The organism is Nocardia sp. NPDC005998 (assembly GCF_040614395.1).
Classification (GTDB): domain Bacteria; phylum Actinomycetota; class Actinomycetes; order Mycobacteriales; family Mycobacteriaceae; genus Nocardia.
In genome coordinates this window covers 355071-376181 of sequence record NZ_JBEXUI010000002.1, presented here as the reverse complement: position 1 = coordinate 376181, position 21111 = coordinate 355071, and the positions used below count along the sequence as shown (strand labels likewise).

At 67.3% G+C, this 21111-nt stretch carries 14 protein-coding genes; 6 read left to right on the top strand and 8 right to left on the bottom strand.

Going from position 1 to position 21111, the window contains the following annotated elements:
- Window positions 1-38 precede the first annotated feature (38 nt).
- The 5 genes from ABZ293_RS05290 to ftsY all read right to left on the bottom strand — a co-directional run bounded on the left by ABZ293_RS05290 (window position 39) and on the right by ftsY (window position 6579).
- On the bottom strand, window positions 39-353 hold the full coding sequence (locus tag ABZ293_RS05290; RefSeq protein ID WP_355177460.1) for a hypothetical protein: 315 nt from the start codon (window positions 351-353) through the stop codon (window positions 39-41).
- Between the two features lie 108 nt (window positions 354-461).
- Window positions 462-2924: a [protein-PII] uridylyltransferase gene (locus tag ABZ293_RS05285; protein WP_355177458.1), complete on the bottom strand. Its 2463-nt coding sequence runs from the start codon at window positions 2922-2924 to the stop codon at window positions 462-464.
- 88 nt (window positions 2925-3012) lie between these two features.
- Entirely contained in the window at window positions 3013-3351 is a 339-nt protein-coding gene (locus ABZ293_RS05280) for a P-II family nitrogen regulator (RefSeq protein ID WP_040868325.1), read from the bottom strand.
- A 4-nt stretch (window positions 3352-3355) separates the two neighbouring features.
- The gene (locus tag ABZ293_RS05275) at window positions 3356-4735 is read right to left on the bottom strand and encodes an ammonium transporter (RefSeq protein ID WP_355177456.1); all 1380 of its coding nucleotides are present in this window, start codon (window positions 4733-4735) and stop codon (window positions 3356-3358) included.
- Between the two features lie 326 nt (window positions 4736-5061).
- Window positions 5062-6579 carry a signal recognition particle-docking protein FtsY gene (gene ftsY / locus ABZ293_RS05270; RefSeq protein WP_355177454.1) on the bottom strand — a complete coding sequence of 506 codons (1518 nt, stop codon included), beginning with the start codon at window positions 6577-6579 and terminating at the stop codon, window positions 5062-5064.
- 111 nt (window positions 6580-6690) lie between these two features.
- Between ftsY and ABZ293_RS05265 the strand changes: the two genes are divergently transcribed.
- Complete coding sequence (locus ABZ293_RS05265) at window positions 6691-7080, top strand: DUF2237 domain-containing protein (RefSeq protein WP_354957120.1); 390 nt, start codon at window positions 6691-6693, stop codon at window positions 7078-7080.
- Between the two features lie 21 nt (window positions 7081-7101).
- Here the strand turns inward: ABZ293_RS05265 and ABZ293_RS05260 are convergent, their stop codons facing one another.
- Window positions 7102-7911, bottom strand: coding sequence for a TetR/AcrR family transcriptional regulator (locus ABZ293_RS05260; protein ID WP_355177452.1), 810 nt, complete (start codon window positions 7909-7911; stop codon window positions 7102-7104).
- A 119-nt stretch (window positions 7912-8030) separates the two neighbouring features.
- Here ABZ293_RS05260 and ABZ293_RS05255 point away from each other — a divergent pair, with 119 nt between their 5' ends.
- Together ABZ293_RS05255 and ABZ293_RS05250 are read left to right on the top strand one after the other, a co-directional pair.
- Window positions 8031-8948: an NmrA family NAD(P)-binding protein gene (locus ABZ293_RS05255; RefSeq protein ID WP_355177450.1), complete on the top strand. Its 918-nt coding sequence runs from the start codon at window positions 8031-8033 to the stop codon at window positions 8946-8948.
- A gap of 156 nt (window positions 8949-9104) precedes the next feature.
- Window positions 9105-9323 carry a hypothetical protein gene (locus tag ABZ293_RS05250; RefSeq protein WP_355177448.1) on the top strand — a complete coding sequence of 73 codons (219 nt, stop codon included), beginning with the start codon at window positions 9105-9107 and terminating at the stop codon, window positions 9321-9323.
- Here ABZ293_RS05250 and ABZ293_RS05245 read toward each other — a convergent pair.
- Together ABZ293_RS05245 and smc are read right to left on the bottom strand one after the other, a co-directional pair.
- Window positions 9317-13780: a tetratricopeptide repeat protein gene (locus ABZ293_RS05245; RefSeq protein WP_355177446.1), complete on the bottom strand. Its 4464-nt coding sequence runs from the start codon at window positions 13778-13780 to the stop codon at window positions 9317-9319. The genes ABZ293_RS05250 and ABZ293_RS05245 overlap by 7 nt on opposite strands.
- A 159-nt stretch (window positions 13781-13939) precedes the next feature.
- The gene (smc, locus tag ABZ293_RS05240; RefSeq protein ID WP_355177444.1) at window positions 13940-17557 is read right to left on the bottom strand and encodes a chromosome segregation protein SMC; all 3618 of its coding nucleotides are present in this window, start codon (window positions 17555-17557) and stop codon (window positions 13940-13942) included.
- Window positions 17558-17830: 273 nt separating this feature from the next.
- Here smc and ABZ293_RS05235 point away from each other — a divergent pair, with 273 nt between their 5' ends.
- The 3 genes from ABZ293_RS05235 to ABZ293_RS05225 all read left to right on the top strand — a co-directional run bounded on the left by ABZ293_RS05235 (window position 17831) and on the right by ABZ293_RS05225 (window position 21080).
- Complete coding sequence (locus ABZ293_RS05235; RefSeq protein ID WP_355177442.1) at window positions 17831-19378, top strand: hypothetical protein; 1548 nt, start codon at window positions 17831-17833, stop codon at window positions 19376-19378.
- 223 nt (window positions 19379-19601) lie between these two features.
- A complete protein-coding gene (locus ABZ293_RS05230) occupies window positions 19602-20027 on the top strand; it encodes a DUF1707 domain-containing protein (protein WP_355177440.1) in 426 nt (141 codons plus the stop codon).
- 111 nt (window positions 20028-20138) lie between these two features.
- On the top strand, window positions 20139-21080 hold the full coding sequence (locus ABZ293_RS05225; protein ID WP_355177438.1) for an alpha/beta hydrolase family protein: 942 nt from the start codon (window positions 20139-20141) through the stop codon (window positions 21078-21080).
- Window positions 21081-21111: the final 31 nt, after the last annotated feature.

Here is a 21111-nt window from a genome sequence, read left to right as displayed (position 1 = left end):
AGCCCACCAGTTCGCGCAAGCGGTGCACCTTCCAGGGACTATTCGAGTATGCGACGGCGCGGTTTGGCAGTTTTGCGGTAGTCGTGGTTCTCCAGCGCAACCATGAATACCGCCTCGCGGGCGGTCAGGCCCAGTTCCAGGGCCAGGTCGTCGAGCATGGCCCACTCGGTGCCGGTCGGCACATCGTGGGTGGCGACAGTGGTGGCGATCGTCATAGCGGTGACAGCCTGTTGTCCGGACAGGGTCCGGCCGGGTAGCCAGGAGACGACCCAGCGATCACCGCCGACGCAGCGCGCCATATGCGTGGTCTCATCACTCGTCATCATCGACGCCGAAACGACTTCAATTGCCACCGACCTGCTCCCCTCATGCTCGCGATAGCCAGACGCTCTGATACTAGGGTGCGAGGGGGCCAGCGCCTACCCTTTCAGCAAATCATCTGCAAATCTAAATTAGCTCGGTCAGGAGCCCGTGCTCGATCCGGGCGCCACGCCCTCGGGCGGCTTCGGCGCGGGCCGGGGGACCACCGCCAAGATCGCCTTCTCAATGGTCTCGCGGCGTTGCGGGGTGTCCTCGACCAGGTCGAGACCGAAGGCGTCGACCACCGCCGAACCCATGGTCACCACCTTCGCCCACCGCACGTCGGCACGACATTCGGCAAGCGCCGCCGCCAACCTGCTGAGCAGTCCGATCCGGTCCTCGGCGCGCAATTCGAGAACCAACTGGCCGGTCGAGTTGGCCGACCAGATCACCCGCGGCTGCGCCTGCGCATACGGGCTCGGCCGGGCGCCGGTGGCCTCGCGCTCGCGCTTGGCCAGCAGCGCGTGCAGATCCAGATCGCCAGCGGTCGCCCGGATCAGCTCCTGCCGCAGCAGCCCGACATCCGGCGGATCACCGAATTTGGGCGACACCACGAAGGTATTGACGGCCGAATCAGCTTCCCCGCCAACGGTAGCCGAGAGCACCCGCAGCGAGTGCAGGGCCAGCACCCCGGCAGCATCCGAGAGCAGACCCGGGGTATCCGGTGCGATCACCGTGACGGTGTAGATGTACTTGCCCTCGCCGGGCCGCAGATCGACATGCACACCACCGGCCGCGGCCTTGGCCAGTAATTCGGGTGCGATCGGCTCCGGCTCGGGCAGCTGGTCGCCCGCCATCACCAGGCGGCAGCGCCGCACCAGCTCACCGATCAGTGAAGCCTTCCAATCGCCCCAGACGCCGGGGCCGGTGGCCAGCGAATCGGCCTCGGCCAGGGTGTGCAGCAGTTCCAGCAGCTGCACGTCACCATCGAGGGTGTCCACGACGAACTGCACGGTATCGGGATCGGCGAGGTCACGTCGCGTCGCGGTGTCCGGCAACAGCAGGTGGTGGCGCGCGATTGCGCTGAGTGTCTGCACATCCGACGGCCACAGCCCGAGCCGCCGCCCGATGTGGGTGGCCAGTTCGGCCCCGACGACGCTGTGATCGCCTGCCCGACCCTTGCCGATATCGTGCAACAGCGCGCCCAACATCAGCAGGTCCGGGCGGGCGACCCGAGTGCTCAGCGCACTCGAATAGGCAACTGTCTCCATCAGGTGCCGGTCCACGGTCCAGGTGTGCAGCACATCGCGCGGCGGCAGGTCCCGCACCGCGCCCCATTCCGGAAGTAGCCTGCCCCACAGGCCCGTTCGGTCCAGCGCCTCGACCGCATCGATGGCGCCACGGCCCGCGCCGAGCAGGATCAACAGGTCGTTGAGCGCATCCTTGGGCCAGGGCTCACGCAGCTCCGGTGCGTCCTCGGAGAGCCGATTCAGTGTCGTCGCCGACATCGGCAACCCCGTCTGCGCCGATGCCGCGGCCACCCGCAGGATCAGTCCGGGATCGCGCTGCGGCCGCGCGTCCCGCGCCAGCACGACCTCACCGGCATGTTCGACCACCCCCTCATCGAGTGGTCGACGCACCGGCATGCGGCGCAGTCGCGCGAGGCCACGACGCGGCAGCGCATTGGCGGCGGTGCGCAGACCGACATCGACGGAGTAGCTCACCGTCCGCGCGGAATCACTGAGAGTGCGGGCGAGGTCGAAGCGGTCACCGATGCGCAGCGCCGCGCCGATCTCGTCGGCGTCCTGGGCACGCAGCTGATCACGCGCCCGGCCCGCCACCCGATGCAGCTCCGTGCGAACATCCAGCAACCGCCGGTGCGCCTGCTTCAGACCGCCGCCCGGCACGTCCGGACCGAGCCCTGGCATGGCGTCGGTCAGCTGGGCGATGGCCAGTGCGTCGAGCAGTTGAATATCGCGCAGTCCGCCGCGCCCGTTCTTCAGATCGGGCTCGGCGCGATGGGCGATCGCGCCGCTGCGCTGCCATCTGGTCTCGGCCTGTTCGATCAATTCGTCGAAGCGCGAACGAATTCCGGTTCGCCATTCCCGACGCACCCCACCGATGAGCAGATTGCTCAACTCGATATCACCGACGATATGCCTGGTCTCGAGCATGCCGAGGGCCGCGACGAGATCGCCGGATGCGACGCGCAGCGCCTGTGGAACGGTGCGCACACTGTGATCGAGTTTGATGTGCGCATCCCACAGCGGATACCACAGCTGATCGGCCACCTCGGCCACTCGCGCCGGATCGACATCGTCGTGCAACAACACCAGATCCAGATCGGAATACGGCAGCATTTCCTTGCGACCGAGACCACCGACGGCGACCACGGCCAGACCGCTGTCGCGGGTGATGCCGAGTTCGGTGCCCTTGGTGGTCAGCCACAGTTCGAACAGATCGACCAGCGCCGAACGCAGGGATTCGGCATCCAGCCGTGGATTTCTGGGCAATCCGCCCTCGAGCAATTGATTACGTGCCCGGACCAGATCGGCCGCGCCGTTGGAGACATTCGTGCCGCCGTCCTCGGTTACCTGTCCGCCGTTTTGCTCGTGACTACCCACAAACCCACCGCCCATCAAGATGCGTGCGGCCCCGCCCCGACCGGGCAATCCGGTGGGAGCGGGGCCGCCGCTCGATTTCGATATCTGCCTACAGAGCGTCGGTACCGCGTTCCCCGGTCCGGACCCTGATGATCGACTCCACCGGGGTGACCCAGACCTTGCCGTCACCGATCTTGCCCGTGCGGGAGGCCTCGACGATCACCTCGACGACCTTGTCGACCGAGGCATCGTCGACAACGACCTCGACGCGAACCTTCGGAACGAAATCCACGGAGTATTCCGCACCGCGGTAGACCTCGGTGTGGCCCTTCTGGCGACCGTAGCCCTGTACCTCGCTGACGGTCATGCCCAGCACACCCGCCTGCTCGAGCCCGGATTTGACGTCCTCGAGAGTGAACGGTTTGACGATAGCGGTGATCAGTTTCATGTCGTCATGCCTCCTTGACGGCGGTACGTGCCGTGCCACCCACAGCAGCGAAATCGTATGCCGTTTCAGCGTGCTCGGATTCGTCCATGCCCACCGACTCGGCTTCCTCGCTGGCGCGCAGCCCAATTGTGAACTTCACGATATAGGCAATGATCAGGCTCGCGATGAAGGAGAACGCAAGTACCGCACCGGCACCGACGGCCTGGCGCCACAGCTGGTCGAAACCGCCGCCGTAGAACAGACCGGTCTTGCCCGCACCCGCCTCCGGCGCGGCGACCAGGCCGACCATCAGGGTGCCGATGATGCCGCCGACGAGGTGCACGCCGACCACGTCGAGCGAGTCGTCGAAGCCGAACTTGAACTTCAGGCCGACCGCCAGCGCACACACCGCACCGGCCACGAAGCCGATCACCAGCGCGCCGACCACGTTCACCGAGGAACAGGACGGGGTGATCGCGACCAGACCGGCCACCACACCCGAGGCCGCACCCAGCGAGGTGGGCTTGCCGTCGCGGAACTTCTCCACCAGCAGCCAGGCCAGCATCGCCGCGCAGGTCGCGAGGGTGGTGGTGATGAAGGTCGAGCCGGCCAGACCGCCCGAGGTGACCGCGGAACCGGCGTTGAATCCGAACCAGCCGAACCACAGCAGACCGGCGCCGAGCATCACGAACGGCAGGTTGTGCGGCCGGAACGGGGTGCTCGGCCAGCCCTTGCGCTTACCGAGTACCAGCACTAGGGCCAGGCCCGCCGCACCGGCGTTGATGTGGACCGCGGTACCACCGGCGAAGTCGACCGCGAGCAGTTTGTTCGCGATCCAGCCGCCCTCGTGCACGACGTTGCCGTCGGCATCCTTGACATCGAAGTCGAAGACCCAGTGGGCGACCGGGAAGTAGACGACCGTCGCCCAGATACCCGCGAACAGCAGCCAGGCACCGAACTTCAGACGGTCCGCGACAGCACCCGAGATGAGGGCAACCGTAATGATCGCGAACATCAGCTGGAACGCGACGAATACGGTCGCGGGAATGGTGCCCGCGAGCGGGATATTCACGGCTGCGGTGGTGACGGCGCCGCTGGCATCCTTCACTTCGGCAACCGAATTGCCGCCGATCAGACCCTTGAGGCCGAAGAACTGCGCCGGATCACCGACTACGCCGAATTTGTTGTCGCCGAATGCGGCCGAGTATCCGTACAGCGACCACAGCACGCCGACCAGGCCCATGGCGCTGATGCTCATCATGATCATGTTGAGCACATTCTTCGAGCGGACCATGCCGCCGTAGAAGAACGCCAGACCGGGCGTCATCAACAATACGAGTGCCGAGCTCGCCAGCATCCAGGCGGTGTCACCGGTGTCCGGTGCACCGGTAAGGGGAAAAGCCACCTTAATGTCCTCCTCATCTCGGGCCCAGCCGACTCCGGCAAATGGACCTGCAGAGAAGGGTCCTCATTCGGTGTTTCATCCACAGAGCTGTGGTGTTTCACCTGCGTGAACGGATGGAGCAGTTGTGTTGCTACCACGTTTCGTAATGTTCGCCCCGGGTTTCCCGGAGGGTGTGAGGCGGTGTTGCCGGAGGTCGGGATGCGTTTACCGAGGAGTAGATGCGGCAAACTTCCGGCTCTCAGCACTCGACCCCCGCTCCCTGATCGGTAGCGGGGGTCGAGCGGGCGCGCACGAGACGGTGCTGCGCGACGGCCTGGCTATTCGGTTCAGCCGAGAAGTGCGTCGACGAATGCGGCGGGTTCGAACGGGGCCAGGTCGTCGGCGCCCTCGCCGAGGCCGACCAGTTTCACCGGCACGCCGAGTTCGTGCTGGACCTGGAAGACGATGCCGCCCTTGGCCGTTCCATCGAGTTTGGTGAGCACCACGCCTGTGATATCGACCACTTCGGCGAAGACCCTGGCCTGCATCAGACCGTTCTGGCCGACGGTGGCATCCAGGACGAGCAGCACCTCGTCGACCTTGGCCTTCTTCTCCACCACACGCTTGACCTTGCCGAGTTCGTCCATCAGACCGGTCTTGGTGTGCAGGCGGCCCGCGGTGTCGATCATGACTACGTCGACGCCGCGGTCGATGCCCGCGCTGACCGCGTCGAAGGCGACGGCCGCGGGGTCCCCGCCCTCCCTGCCACGGACAGTGTCCGCGCCGACCCGCTCACCCCAGGTCTGCAGCTGATCGGCGGCCGCGGCGCGGAAGGTATCGGCCGCACCGAGCAGCACCCGGCGGCCGTCGGCGACCAGGACGCGGGCGAGCTTGCCGGTGGTGGTGGTCTTTCCGGTGCCGTTGACGCCGACGACCAGCAGGATCGAGGGGTGATCGTCGTGCGGGAGCGCGCGGACCGAACGGTCGAGCTCGGGGCGCAGGGCCTCGATCAGCACGTCGTGCAGGACGGCGCGGGCCTGTTCGGTATTGCGGACGCTGCGGACCGCCATTTCCTCGCGCAGGCGCTCGACCACCGCCGCGGTGCTCGCAGTGCCGAGATCGGCGAGGACCAGGGTGTCCTCGACCTCTTCCCAGGAGTCCTCGTCCAGGTCACCGCCGCCGAGCAGGCCGAGCAGGCTCTTGCCGACGGCGTTCTGCGAGCGGGACAGGCGGCCACGCAGGCGGACCAGGCGGCCCGCGGTCGGCTCGATTTCCTCGAGTGCAGGGGCGACCGCGGCGTCGGCGGCGGTGGGCTCGGGGGCGGTTTCGACCGAAGCTTCCGGGCCGGGCGCGGGAGTCGTCGGTCCGGCGGTGTCCGCAGGTGCGACCGTGTCGACATCCGCTGGGACGGCGGCTTCGGGTTGGGTGGTTATCACGCCCGAATCGACCGAGGTATCCGAATCAGCGGTGGCCGTTGCGGATTCGACCGCACCGTCGGTTTCGGCCGGGGCGGACTCCGCGGTGTCGACATCGCCCTCCGGCAGCGACACATTGGTTATGCCGCGCTTCGGCGCGTCGCGCGGAATCGCCGCGTCGTCGCCGACGTGCGGCTGGCCCTCGGTATCGGTTCGCTCGATCGGTGCGGGTTCCGGGCGTGTCGCGGTGGCCGTGGCCCCCTGACTGAAGTTGAAGCCGCCCGAGGCCGTGTACCCGCCCGACCGGTCGGTCAGTTCTTTCTCCGGGGTGGGCGACGTCAGCGTGACGCGACGGCGTTTGTACAGGACGAATCCAGCGACAAACGCCACCACCAGCACGGCGGCGACAGCGGCAATCAGGATCCAGGCTTCGGAACTCACGTCGACCATCCTTGCAGAACCGGATTCTTCGCATTACCACGCCGTCCTGGCCCCGACACACAACCCCCGAGATTTCTTGTCCTGCGGAACTTCTCGCGAATGGACAATAGGATCGGCGACGTGACCGATCGAAACGTGCTTGGGGGGCCGCTGGAAGAGTGCGGCGCCGATCCTCTCACCGGGTTCTACCGGGACGGCTGCTGCAGCACCGGGCCGGAGGATCTCGGTAGCCACACCGTGTGCACCGTCGTCACGGCTGAGTTTCTCGAGCACCAGGCGTCCATCGGCAACGATTTGAGTACGCCGCGCCCGGAGAACAGCTTCCCCGGCCTGCAACCGGGAGACCGGTGGTGTGTGGTGGCCGTGCGCTGGCTGCACGCCCACGAGGACGGTGTCGCCGCACCGGTGGTGCTGGCGGCCACCCATGAAAACGCCCTGGAAGTGATCTCGATGGACATTTTGCGCAAATATGCCGTCGACGTTCCGGACGATGTGAGCGATCTGCTCTAGCGCTATACCGAGGACCCGCCGTCAACCTCTCGCGACTGCCCCGGCCAGGGCGGCGCGGGCGGTTCGTCGGCGGTGTGCCTTTTGGCGGCAGGCGGCGCCGCAGTAGCGGGCCGGGCGGCCGGTCCCGGTCGGTCGGATCGCGGTACCGCAGATCGGGCAGCGCGCGCCGCCTGTTTCGTTACGCGAGTCCGTTTCGTTATGAGGGTTGGGCTCGACGTCGGGTTTCGTAACGGTCCGGTTTTCTGGATTCATGCGCATTGCGTCGAGCATGATGGCGGCGGCCCGGATCATCGGGCCGTCCGGGCGCTGACGTCGTTGGATCGCAACGCATCCGGTGAAAATGTCCAGTACGTCAGCGATTTCGATATCGGGGCGGACCGCGCCCTGGCGCTGCGCGGCCGTCAACAGGGCGCCGAGTGCATGGTGGAACCGGTCGCCCGCGCTGCGTAGCAGTGCCTTCGGCCAGCCGTCGTCGGACTGGACGATATCGCAGAGCGCCTGGCTGCGCGGGGCCGAGACGACCACCTCGGTACAGAGCGCGAAGAACGCCGCACCCGGATCCGGCGCGTCGAGATGCGCGGCCGCAACGGCGGCGAGCCGGTCGATGCGGTGTTGCATAACCGCTTCCAGCAAATCGGTTTTCGTGGGGAAATGCCGGTAGACCGTGCCCGCGCCCACCCCGGCACGACGCGCGACCTCGGCCAGGGAGACCGAGGTGCCGTGTTCGGCGAAGGCACGTTGCGCGGCGGCCAGCACCAGCGCCCGGTTGCGACGGGCATCGGCTCGCGCGGCGGCGCCGGGCTGCGCGGGCGGGGACTGCGGAGCAGACATTTCGTTACGGCCTTCCGTGCCGGGACCTGGCCAAGCGGGTGATCGCACCCATATCGTCCGAATGCGGGTTATCCGACCCGATTGTATCCAGCAGAGTCCGATCGAATGAGAAGGCGAGCATGTCCCCTCAGCAGAACCCGATACTGATCACCGGCGCAACCGGCAAGCAGGGCGGCGCCACCGCGCACCGATTGCTGGCCGACGGCGTCGCGGTGCGTGCGCTGGTCCGCGATCCCGACGCGCCCGCGGCGCACGCACTCGCCGACGCGGGCGCCGAATTGATGACCGGCGACTTCGACGCACCGGAAACGCTGGACGCCGCCGCCGCCGGTGCGCGCGCCGTATTCCTGGTTCCACCAGCCGCCTTCGGCCCGAACGGCTGGGACGCGGAGTTGGAGGCCACCCGTGGCATCGCGGTGATCGACGCGGCCGTACGCGCCGGTGTCGAGCAGATCGTCTTCACCGGTGTCGCCTCGATGACCGATGACCGCTCCTGGGGCATGGCCGGAAAGGGTCGCATCGAGGATGCGATCGCGGCCAGTGGTCTGCGCTACACCCTGTTGCGCCCGGTGCGTTTCATGGAGAACTACATCCTGCGTGGCAGTCCGTTGGACGGCATCATCGACGGCGTGCACAGGCACCTGTTCCAGGCGGACCGGCCGCTGCAGATGATCGCCATCGCCGATATCGCGGCCTTCGCCGCACTGGCCTTCGACGATCCGGACCGCTTCCACGGCCGCACCCTCGAACTGGCCGGTGACGCGATCACTCCCGTCGCGGCGGTGGCGGCGATCAACCGCGCCACCGGCCGCACGGTGCGCTACGTCGAGGCGAGCGAGGCCGAAGCGGATGAACTCGGCGAACAGATCGGCAATACCTGGCGGCTCATCCGGCAAAACGGCGGCTGGCACGCCGACATCCCGGCGCTGCGCGAGATCTACCCCGCCCTCACCACACTCGAATCCTGGCTCACCACAACCGGAGCCGCCCTGATCAAGGCGCAATTCGACAACGACCGCCGCGTCGCCGCGCGCTGACCGAACAGCCGCACTCCTTGTCCGCGCCTTGCCGCGGCCGCAGTGCTGGTGGCCGTGGCAAGCTCCACGGGGTGAATGCAGCGCAGTAGCGCCCAGGTGCAAAGGCCGAAAGCGGGTGCGGCTGTAGTTCACCGGCTGCGGCGTACGCTCGATGTGGTGAATCTGCGCGAAAAGTGGACCAACCGCAAGCGCCGTGATCCGATCGGCGCCGAGGTCGACGAGATATTCAGCCCCGCGCGCAAGCACATTCACGAGCGCAAGGAATGGGTGGCGGTGGCCAAGTCGGACGACCGCGAATCCGCCGATGATCCGCTCGTCGACCTCGACTCCGGCGTCGCCACACTCCCCCCTCGGATAGGCCGATCGGCTCAGTAGTGCGGAAGGTGCGTATCCGGATCGCCATTGGTGCGGCCGAGCGCGCGGCGGATCCGGGTGAGCACGTCGAATCTGCTGGTGCTGCTGGCGATTCCATTGCGGCACGCGGCGCCGGTGCGGTGGGTGTCGGGGTGGTCCGGACCGAGGACCCGCAGTTGCACTTCGAGCAGTTGTTCGAATTCGACTGCGGCGGTCGCGGTGTCGCCAGCGTGGTGGCGCGCGTGGGCCAGGTGGTAGCGGGTGGCGAGGGTGCGCGGGTGGTCGACGCCGAGTATTCGACGTTCATCGGCGAGTAGCCGCTCGAGCTCACCGACGGCGGCACGGGAATCGCCGGATTCACAACGCCAGCGGGCCAATTCATTGCGATTCAGCAGTGTGTCGGGGTGATCGTCGCCGAGCACCCGGATGCGATCGGTGAGCAGTCCGGCCAACTCCGCTACCGCGGTGGCCGGATCACCGTCCGCGCCACGCCAGCACGCGAGATCGTGGCGGGTGCGGAAGGTGTTCGGATGCTGCGGTCCGTGCACCCGAATGCGATTGGCCAGTACGTACTCGAATTCCGGGAGCGCGGTGGCGATATCGCCGCTCTCGGCGCGGTAGTGCGCGAGATTGGCTCTGGTGCGCAGTGTGTCGGGATGGTCGGGGCCGAGTACCCGCTCGCGGGCCCGGAGCAGTTGCTCGAATTCGACAACGGCCGCGGCCGGGTCGCCGCTCTCGCCGCGCCAATATGCGAGATTGTGCAGTGAGGTCAGCGTGTCGTGGTGGTCGGCTCCGAGTATCCGACGCCGGTCGTCCAGCAGTTCTCGGTATTCGGCTATGGCGGTGGCGTAGTGGCCCGCTTCACCGCGCCACCTGGCCAGATTGTGCCGGGTGCGCAGGGTATCGGGATGCTCGGGTCCGAGCACACGCAGCCGGACCGGCAGTAGCTCCTCGAGTGCGGCGAGCGCGGCGGTGAGATCGCCGCCCTCGCCGCGCCAGAGCGCGAGGCGGTGCCAGGTGTGCAGGGTTTCGGGGTGGTCGGGCCCGAGGATCATGCGTTCGTCGTCGAGCAGCTGCTCGTATTCGGTAATAGCGGTGCCGATCTGACCGCTCTGACCGCGGAAGAATGCGAGACTGTGCCGGGTGCTGAAGGTCTCGGGGTGGTGCGGACCGAGGACCGCGAGTTCATCGCGGAGCAGCTGCTCGTAGTCCGCTACCGCGGTGGCGGGGTCGCCGCTTTCCCCACGCCAGTACGCCACGGCGTGGCGGGTGCGCAGGGTATCGGGATGGTCGATCGGCAGCACCCGCTGCCGATCGGCGAGCAGTTGTTGGTATTCCTCGACCGCGGTGGCCGGATTGCCACTCTCCCCGCGCCAGCAGGCCAGTTCGTGCCTGGTGCGCAGGGTATGGGGATGGTCGGGGCCCAGGATGCGGATCCGGATCGGAAGTATCTGTTCGAATTCGGCTACGGCGGTGAGATAGTGACCGATTTCGCCGTACAGGTGGGCCAGGTTGTGGCGCGAGAGCAGGGTAATCGGATGGTCGAGGCCGAGGATCCGCCGCTCATCGGCGATCAGCGCCACGAACTCCGCGATGGCGCTGCGGTGATCACCGCTTTCGCCCCGCCAGTAGGCGATGTTGTTGCGGGTGCGCAATGTGCGCGGATGCTCGGGTCCGAGAATGCGCGTCCGGTCGGTGAGCAATTGCTGGAATTCCGCGATGGCGGTGACGTGGTCACCGCTCACGCCGCGCCAGCGGGCGACGTCGTTGCGGGTGATCAGGGTGTGCGGATGGTCGGGTCCGAGCACGCGCTCCTGCTCGGCCAATAGCTGTTGGAACTCGGTGATCGCCCGCACATGATCGCCGCTCTCGGCGTGCAGCTGGGTAACCCGGTGACGGGTCTTGAAGAAGGCCGGATCGGCAGTGCCGGAGATGCGCTGCTGATCGACGAGCAGCTGGTGCAGCTCGATAATGGCGGTATCGATATCACCGCTTTCGCTGCGCCAGTAGGCGAGTTCGTAACGAGCGGTGAGCGCGTCGGGATGATCCGGCCCGAGTACGGCGAGTCGATCGGTGAACAGCCGCTGGAATTCGGCAATGGCCTCGGCCGTCTCGCCCTGCTCGCCACGAAAATGCGCGAGGTCGCCACGGGTCCGCAGGGTCGCCGGGTCATCGGCACCGAGCAGCCGGGTCCGGTCGGCGACCAACTGCTCGAATTCGGCTATGGCGGTGGGGAAAGCACCGCTCTCCCCGTGCCAGCGGGCGAGATTGGTGCGGATGGTCAGGGTGCCCAAGGCATCGGCGCCGAGCACCCGGGTGCTCTCGGCGAGTAGGTTCTGATGGTCGATGGTGGCGGTCGCCAGATCGCCGCTCTCTCCGCGCCAGAACGCGAGATTGTTTCGGGCGGTGAGGGTATCGGGGTGCTCCGGGCCGACCGACGCCTCGAACGCCGGAATCCAAGCGGCCCACAGATCGCGATTGTCCGCGGCGCGCGGGGTGTTCAACCGTTCCAGGAATATCAAGGCGGCGGCCGAATCGCCGTAGCCGAGATAGTGCCGCACGGCCGATCGACGGCTGTAATCAGTGATCTGGGGCGTGGGTCGGGTCGAGCGCGCGTCCTGCTCGAGTGCCTTTGCCAGCGCCCGATGCGCGTCTCGGCGCGCCACCGTGTGCCCCGCGGCGATGAGTGAGCGCCGAAACGCATTGTGCGCCAAGCCGAGCATTTCGCCCGAGGTGCCCGGGTGACCGCGGCTGACCAGTACCCCGAGCCGAACGACGAGATCACGAATTCGGTTGGTGCTCAACCCGATGCCGAGGAAATCCAGGGCACGTTCCAGCAGTTCGAGTGGCAGGATCGGGCCCGCGCCCGCCGCCACCAGGATGCCGAGCAGCGCGGAGACCGCCTGTGCCGTTGCGGGATCCGCATTGTCGACCACATCGCGAACCCGCCGCCGGACCAGGGCGTCCAGGCCGATCCCCCGGTCCAGATCCGAGGACGTGATATCGGAGTGGATCTCGATCAGCAGCCGGGCCAGCAGCCACCCACCGGTCGGAGTCTGCTGCAGCAGACCGTCGATCCACTCGCGCCAATTGGTGTGCTCGGTGTGGCCGCGGGCCGCCGCGACGGTATCGGCGATATCCGCAGTCGTCGGAGCTGGCACGTCGATGCGCCGCATATGGGCCAGCAGCGGCGAGTTCTCGATGCCGGTTCCCTCGCGGATGCCGACGATGAGATGCACGTGCCCAAGTTCCGGACGACGGGTCAACTCGGCGACCGCGTAGGACAGCAGGGTGCGACTGCCGCGCTTCGGATGATCGAGTCCGTCGACCAGGATGTGCACCGGTTTCGACGGGTCGAGCCGGGCCAGCGGCCGGAGGATCTTGATATCGAACTGGTCGAGTCGGCTGCTGTCCTGTTCGGCGAGGTCGAATTCGACCATGCGCGTTGCGGTTTTGAAGCCGTCGAGCCGCCTGCCGAGCTGCTGCGCCAACTCGGCGGTGAACGATTCCAATGAGCTGGTCACATCGAGAATCACCGCGGCCGTGATGTATTCGGCCTTGATCGGCAGCGTATCCACCCAGCCGGGCCGGATCAGCGTCGCGAGCAAGGTGGATTTGCCACAGCCCGCCGGGCCGACCACGCCGCGCAACCGATCCGCACCCGCGTCGACCACCTGGGCCAGCCGCTCGCGCAGCGGCTCCGAGATGACCAGACCGTTGATCAGTTGGTCGATGAATCCCGCGGCCGCGCTGCCGCTCACCGCATCCGCACGTCGTGCGACATTGGGCACCAGCCAGAGACCGGGATCGCTATTGGCCGTGCGGATTCCGGAGGTGAACGAGAACGACTGCGGCTCCAGCGCTGGGCATTGGCGCAGCGGTCGCACCAGATCCGAAGGCAGTAGGCTTTCACCGCCGTGCGGCACCCCCTTGCCGAATGTGGTGATGATCGTTCGAGTGAAACACCCGAAATAGGCGGGTCCATTACCGGTCGCGACCAACAGTTCGACACGTCCGTTCGGACCGGACGCCTCCGGCCAGCGCCGGGCCGCACCGCGCACGCCCTCCCCCGTCTCGCAGGCGTCGACCAGCACGATCAAACCGTCCAGCGTCGCGGCGCTGTTCAGGTGTTCCTGGATTTCCTGGGTCAAATGAAAGGCATTGCGCAGCTTGGGCAGCTGTGGGGAATCGTGGGCGAGCAGATAGAAATTCTCCGAGGCGGTCGTCATGCCGTGGCCGATAAAGCTGATCAGCAGCGTCGCTTGCTGATTCGAGGCGATCTCGAACGCATCGTCTACGGCGCGGGCCAATTCCTCGATCGTCGGATCCAACAGCGGCCCGCCGGTGCGGGTCGCCGATTGCCAACCCCCGAGCCCCCGCAGTTCGGTGTAGAGACCGGTGGCGAGTTCGCCGGTGAAACCCAATCTGGGCAGCGCTGCGCACTCCGAGCCAACTACCAGCGCCACCCTCCCGCCCATATTCGGCAACCTACTCCGCCCGTGCCCGCCCCAGGGCAACAACGGGAAATCGAAAAGGCCACGATCACAACGGCTTTGTTAGCAATTCGGCCCGATCAATCGTTCGACCACCCCGTAACGCCGTGCTTCCACCCCGCAGATATGCGCCGATTGCCCCGCTCAGCCCGCCGCCGCACCCACCGCGGCCAGATTCTCCCCGCGCAGGCGCTGACTGATCACCTGGGTAATGCCGTCCCCGCGCATGCTGACGCCGTAGAGGGCGTCGGCGATCTCCATGGTCGGCTTCTGGTGAGTGATGACGATCAGCTGACTCTTCTCGCGCAGCTGCTCGAACAGGCCGATGAGGCGGCGCAGGTTGGTATCGTCCAGCGCGGCTTCGACCTCGTCCATCACATAGAACGGCGAGGGTCGGGCGCGGAAGATGGCCACCAGCAGCGCAACCGCGGTCAGCGACTTCTCGCCACCTGATAGCAGCGACAGCCGCTTGACCTTCTTGCCGGGTGGGCGCGCCTCCACCTCGATACCGGTGGTCAGCATGTCCGACGGGTCGGTGAGTACCAGCCTGCCCTCGCCGCCAGGGAACAGCTTGGCGAAGACGCCGACGAATTCGCGTTCGACATCCTCATACGCCTCGGTGAAAACCTGCAGGATGCGCGCGTCCACATCGGCTACCACATCCAGCAGATCCTTGCGCGCGCTCTTGACGTCCTCGAGCTGGGTGGCGAGGAAGTTGTAGCGCTCCTCGAGTGCGGCGAACTCTTCCAGCGCAAGCGGATTCACCTTGCCCAGGGTGGTCAGATCCTTCTCGGCGCGTTTGGCGCGGCGTTCCTGGGTCTTGCGGTCATAGGGCATCGGCGTGGGCGCACTGACCTGCTCACCGCGCTCCTTGGCCTGCTCGTATTCCTGCCACTCCAGATCCGATGGCGGCAGCGGCACATCCGGACCGTACTCGGCGATGAGATCCGACAGCGCGATGCCGAACTGTTCGGCGATGGTCGCCTCGATCTGCTCGATACGCAGTGCCGCTTGGGCTTTGGCGACCTCGTCGCGGTGCACCGCGTCGGTGAGCTGGGCCAGCTGGGTGGTCAGCGCCCGGGCCCGCTCCTTGACCTGCTCGACCTGGGCGGCGCATTCGGTGCGGCGACGCACCAGTTCGTCGCGGCGCGCACCCGCTTGGGCCACAACAGATTCCAGTTCGGCGGCGACCTTCGCACCGGATTCGGCAACGGCGGCGGCGACGGCGGCGGCCTGTTTGCGCGCGGCCTGGGCACGTTCGGCACGGGCCCTGGTCTCGCGTTCGGCACGGGCCGCGCGACGCAACGAATCCGCTTTGCCGCGAACCGATTCCGCACGCTCCTCGGAGGTGCGCACCGCGAGGCGGGCCTCGACCTCCATGGATCGGGCCTCGGCCAATGCGGCGGCGGCCTCCTCCCGGTCGCGACCCGCCGATTCGGTACCCGCCATGCCCATACCGTCGTCGACATCGGATTCGAGTTCGGTACGGCGCAGCCGTTCTTCGAGATCGGCGAGCGCCGCCAGCGCCTCGTTCCGACCCGATTCGGTTTCCGCGCGCTGACCGGTGAGCCGGTCGACGTCGGCCTGGGCGGTGCGCGCCACCTCGCCGAGCCTGCCGAGCCGGTCGTAGATCACCACCAGGGCCTGATCGGATTCGTGTAGTGCGAGCAACGCCTGGTCGACGGCATCCTTGCGGTCGGCCTGTTCGGCCAGCGCACCGGAGAGAGCGGCCTCGAGTTCCTCGGCGCGGCGCTGGGCGGCGATCAGATCGGCCTTGGCGGCGTCGATATCGGCCTGGATCTCCAGCTGACTCGGTGCGCGATCGGATCCGCCGAGCACCCAACCGGTTCCGGTGAGATCGCCGTCGCGAGTGACCACACGCAATTCCGGCCGGGCGCGGACCAGTTCGGCTGCGGCGGCGAGATCGTCGACCACCGCGACACCGGCGGTCAGAGCGGCAATGGCGCCGCGCACGCTATCCGGGCCGTCCACCACGTCGGCGAGCCAGCGGGCCGCACCGGGCAATGCACCATTGGACCTCAGCGAACCACCGTGGGCATCGAACACGAGCGCGGCGCGACCGCCGTCGGCCTCCTTCAGCGCGCGCACCGCGGCATGGGCGGAGTCTCCGGTGTCCGCGGCAACGGCGTCGGCGAGTGGGCCGAGGGTCGCCGCGACCGCGGCCTCGAAACCACCGTGCACCCGAATCAGCCCGGACAGCGGACCGAGCAGTCCCTGCGCGCGATTCTCGACCAGCCAGGCCGCGCCGTCCTTGCGTGCCAGGCCCATGCCCAACGCTTCGATGCGGGCGCCGAGCGAGGCGACCCGCTTGGTGGCGTCGCGGTCCTGTGCACGCAGTTCGGTGACGCGCTGATCGGCCAAGGCAAGCGCCTGCACCGCATGCTCGTGCTGGGCGTCCAGACCCGCCTCACCGGCCTCGAGTTCACCGAGTTCGCCTTGGACGGTATCGAATTCGGCCTGGGCCGCCTCGCCGCGCTGCCGGGCCTCACCGATCGCGACGGTCAGCCGGGTGATCTCCGCATCCACCGACTGCGATCTAGTGCGCAGGGTCTCGACCTGACCCGAGAGCCGGGCCAGCCCCTCGCGCCGGTCGGCGATGGCGCGCACCGCGGCCAGATGCGCCTGTTCGGCGGCCTTGGCGGCCTGCTCGCGTTCGGCGAGTGCGTCGCGTGCCGCCTCCAGGGTTTCGGCCGCGATCTCGACGGCCTCGCGCAATTCGGCCTCCTCGGCCTCCACGCGGTCGGCCTCGGCCTCGAGCTGCTCGGGATCGCGGCCGCTGCCGACAGGCAGTTCGGTGTGCAGGTTGCGGGCCCGGTCGCCCGCGATGCGGATGGTGGCATTGACGCGCTCGGCCAGTGCGGACAGCTGGAACCAGATCTGCGCGGCGGCCTCGGCGCTCGGGGTGAGCCGGGACAGCTGGAACTCCTGCTGCGCCAGTGCGGCATTCGCGGCGTCGAGTTCGGTCTGCACGGTGATCTGCTGCTCGCGGGCGTAGGCCTCTTTGCTCTGCTGGCTCTCCAGCTCGTTTCGCCGGGTGACCAGATCGTCGGCGGCCAGGCGCAGGCGCGCGTCACGCAGGTCGGCCTGCACGGTCTGGGCACGGCGGGCCACCTCGGCCTGTCTACCGAGCGGCTTGAGCTGGCGGCGCAGTTCGGTGGTGAGGTCGGTGAGGCGGGCGAGGTTGGCCTGCATCGCCTCCAGTTTGCGGACCGCCTTCTCCTTGCGCTTGCGATGCTTGAGCACACCGGCGGCTTCCTCGACGAAGGCGCGGCGGTCCTCGGGGCGCGATTCCAGGATGGCGGACAGTTGGCCCTGTCCGACGATGACGTGCATTTCCCGGCCGATGCCGGAGTCGCTGAGCAGTTCCTGCACATCCATCAGACGGCAGGAGCTGCCGTTGATCTCGTATTCCCCCGCGCCGTCGCGGAACATGCGCCGGGTGATGGAAACCTCGGCGTAGTCGATCGGCAGCGCACCGTCGGAGTTGTCGATGGTCAGCGTGACCTCGGCGCGCCCGAGCGGCGCCCGGCCGGAGGTACCGGCGAAGATGACGTCCTGCATCTTGCCGCCGCGCAGCGCTTTCGCACCCTGTTCGCCCATCACCCAGGTGAGCGCGTCGACGACATTGGATTTGCCAGAACCGTTCGGGCCGACCACACAGGTGATGCCCGGTTCGAAGCGCAAGGTCGTCGCGGACGCGAAGGACTTGAATCCCTTCAACGTCAGACTCTTCAGGTGCAAATTCGACGACCCTTCCGTGCGCGGTGGTCGGACATACGTCGTCCCATGGAGCGACCAGCCATGCTATCGGTGCCCCACCCTGGACACTCGTAGGGTATCGACTCGCCCCGCGATATCCAGTATTTCAATGTGCGCTGGGTTTGCTCGGGCACGGGCTTGCGGTGGTGCGGCGGGCGATCCTGCATCGATTGCGCTTGCGCTATCGCCGAACTCCCGGGACGCATACGATCCAGTCTGATTCGCCAGGGAAACGTTCGTCGGGGAGTGCAGCGCATGCCATCGGCCAAGACCAGCACCGTACTCGGTCTGGTCCGTCATGCGACGACGCTGCGGCTGACCCGCATCGCCACGCTGGTCGCGGGCAGTCTGGTCTTTCTCTACGCATGTGAGGTCAGCCGGAAAAGCGATCTCTCCGATGTGTGGACCCAGCTCGCCATCGCCGCCGCGCTCGCCCTGACCGGCCTGATAACCGCCTGGTTCGAGGTGCGCGCCGCCGACCACGCGGTACTCCGTGCCCGCACCGAAATCCGCGGCTTCCTCATCGAATCCGATGGCATATCGGTGCGCGCCCGCATCACCCGCTCCGGCGACCTGGTCTTCCACGGCCACGATTCCACCGGGACCCACCCCGCGTACGAATGGGACTGGGCCTTCCGCGCCGGTACCTTTCCCGCCATCCGCGCCGCCCTCGGCGGCAAGGGTGACCTGCTGGAACTCCTGGAGTGCACGGTTCCGCACTGGGATCGCCGGGATCGCTACGACCCCGGCGCCTGGCTGCACAACCAGGGCATTCCCGCCGCCTTCCGCGAACGCGGCGACTCCTCCAGCCGCATCACTCGCGTCCTGCCCGTCATCAAGCCCGAACCCGAAATCGCCGACCATGATCGGGACGCCCCACCGTTCGGCGAATCCACCGGACCACAAGAACTGACGAGCACCCGACGCACCACATCGCCACACCGACGATCCCGCGCCGCAGACCACGATCGGCCCGAACGTTCGGGCCGCGGCCGCGAGCCAGCACCCGAACAAAGCGCACCAACGCCCACGCGCCGCAGAGCCCTCGCCGACCAACGCCGCTCCACCCCCTCGGCCGATGACCGCGCCGACCAACCGGCCGCACGCCGCGGCGAACTCCCAGCACGAAGACGCAACCAGCCGCCGAAAACCCAGCGATACGCACCCGCGAGCGACCCCTGGGACGCACCACTCAACGACGACTTCGACGAGCCACCCAACACCCGCTGGCACGAACCGCCTGGTGACCGTTGGGACGCACCATCGAGCGACCGCCACAACGAAGCACTCGGCGATCGCTGGGACGCACCGCTGAGCAGCGACCGGGACACACCATCGAGCGACCACCGAAGCGAACCATCGAGCGCCCGCTGGAATGCACCCCCGAACTCTCACTCGGATGCCCCGGCGAGTGACCGGTGGGAGGCGCAGCCGAGCGCCCGCTGGAACGAACCACCGAGCGACGGGTGGGACGTATCGCCGAGCGACCACCGGAACCAACCCCAGGCGTCCCGCCATGCGCGATCGGACACACCCGGCTACGTGCCATCGAACGATCGCCGCGCGGACCCACCAAGCCGACGCCGCGACGACTCACACCCTCGCAACACCGAAACCCCAAGTGGCAACTGGCCCGAGACACCGGACGCGCACCACCGCAACATCGCGCCGCGTCCCCGAAACCAAAACTCCGGGGCACACCGTCATGCCCTATCGGGCGCCAATAACCCCGAATCGCCGCACACGTCCGAATCGCAGAGCCAGCGATGGACCGAACCACCCGAACGCCGTCGCCGCAGATAAATCTCGCCATCCACCGCCCAGACCCCACATCGGCCGGGCCTGCGAACGCGGCTTGCCCGGTGGCCAACAGACCCGGGAGGCCCTGACCCGGGCAGGCGTGGATCGGGTTCTGACATCGCACTGATGCGCTGCGCCCGAAACGGGCTTGACATTCCACAATGGAGGGTGCATTCTGATTTCACCTTCCAATGTGGAATATGGATCTAGCTGTTAGGACCTGGACATGGAAATCTCGCCTGGTACTCGGGCCTCCGATGTGGAGCGCGAGAAGGTTGTGCGGCTGCTCGGGCGACATATGGCCGATGGTCGGATCGACCTCGCCGAATACGATCAGCGTGTCGCCCGCGTTTACGAGACCGGAGTGCGCGACGATCTGCAGCTGGTGCTGTCGGATCTGCCGAAACTGCCGAAAGAGTCCGCAGTACAGAAGAATTCGACCGCGCGCTTCCCGATCTGGCAGCAGATCGAAGGCACATCGTGGCTCGGCGTCAGCGTGCTGGTGCTCGCCATCTGGGGCGCGATCTCGATCAGCGTCGGTGAATTCACCTACCCGTGGCCGATCTGGGTCATCGGCCCGTGGGGTGCGGTGCTCGCCTTCCGGATGCTGGCCGGTTTCGAATCCGGCCGATTCGGGCGCCACACCAACTGACGTGCGGTCGCGGTCGGCAGCCGGGCACTGCTCGAGCCTTCAGCTGTGTCACACGGATGATGGTGTCGCACATCGGGTTTGCGCATCGATCCGCTGTGGTATTACGGAATCGTGAGGGCTTCAAAGTATTTGGCCTCGCTCGTGAGTGTGCTGGTGGCCGGTTTCGCGATTTCTGTTCTGACCGTTCGCCCTGCCGTCGCGGCGCCGCAGGTGGTCGATGAGGGTCCGCTGGATGGATCGGTATCGCGGGTGGATATCTATTCGCCGGCGATGGACCGAGTGGTGAGCAACAGGGTGATCCGGGCCGCGGGCGGTCCGGCACCGACGCTGTACCTGCTCACCGGTATCGGCGGTGGCACCGACGGCATCTCGTGGTGGGACGATACGGATGTCCGGCAGTTCTTCGCGGACAAGCATGTCAATGTGGTGATGCCGATCGGCGGGGCCTACAGCATGTACACCGACTGGCTCACCGACGATCCGGCGGTCGGCCGCAACCGGTGGCAGACCTACCTCTCCCGGGAACTCCCCGCGGTCCTCGACCCCCGGCTGGGCAGCACCGGTCGCAATGCGATCGCGGGTGTGTCGATGAGTGCGGGATCCGCGGTCGACCTGGCGATTCAGTCACCCGATGTGTACAGCGCGGTGGCGGCCTACAGCGGCTGCCCGTGGACCTCGGACGCGCTCGGGGTGGCGATGATCAGTGCGCAGGTGATCCGCGGTGGCGCCAATCCGGTCAATATGTGGGGCGAGCTGGGCCAAGGAATTTGGCGGGTGCACGACGCATTCACCAATGCCGCCGCGCTGACGGGCAAGACGATCTACCTGTCGGCCGCCACCGGCACCCCGGGCCCGATCGATGAGGGCGGGCTCGGCTTCCCGCCGATCGAGGCGATCGCCAGCTCGTGCACGGACGCGTTCGCCGACCGACTCCACGAGCTCGGGCTACCGGTCGTCCACGTCAACCGGCCCGAAGGGTCACATACCTGGGGTCAGTTCGAGACCGACCTGCACGATTCCTGGCCGCATCTGGCCCGCGCACTCGGCGTTTGATCGGGATTCGCCAGCCCGGCGACGCTACGGT

Excerpts from the sequence above, each read along its gene's own strand:
- ABZ293_RS05280 (WP_040868325.1), bottom strand. The coding sequence starts at position 3,351 with ATGAAACTGATCACCGCTATCGTCAAACCGTTCACTCTCGAGGACGTC.
- ftsY (WP_355177454.1), bottom strand. The coding sequence starts at position 6,579 with ATGGTCGACGTGAGTTCCGAAGCCTGGATCCTGATTGCCGCTGTCGCC.
- ABZ293_RS05260 (WP_355177452.1), bottom strand. The coding sequence starts at position 7,911 with ATGTCTGCTCCGCAGTCCCCGCCCGCGCAGCCCGGCGCCGCCGCGCGA.
- ABZ293_RS05255 (WP_355177450.1), top strand. The coding sequence starts at position 8,031 with ATGTCCCCTCAGCAGAACCCGATACTGATCACCGGCGCAACCGGCAAG.
- ABZ293_RS05245 (WP_355177446.1), bottom strand. The coding sequence starts at position 13,780 with ATGGGCGGGAGGGTGGCGCTGGTAGTTGGCTCGGAGTGCGCAGCGCTG.
- ABZ293_RS05235 (WP_355177442.1), top strand. The coding sequence starts at position 17,831 with ATGCCATCGGCCAAGACCAGCACCGTACTCGGTCTGGTCCGTCATGCG.
- ABZ293_RS05230 (WP_355177440.1), top strand. The coding sequence starts at position 19,602 with ATGGAAATCTCGCCTGGTACTCGGGCCTCCGATGTGGAGCGCGAGAAG.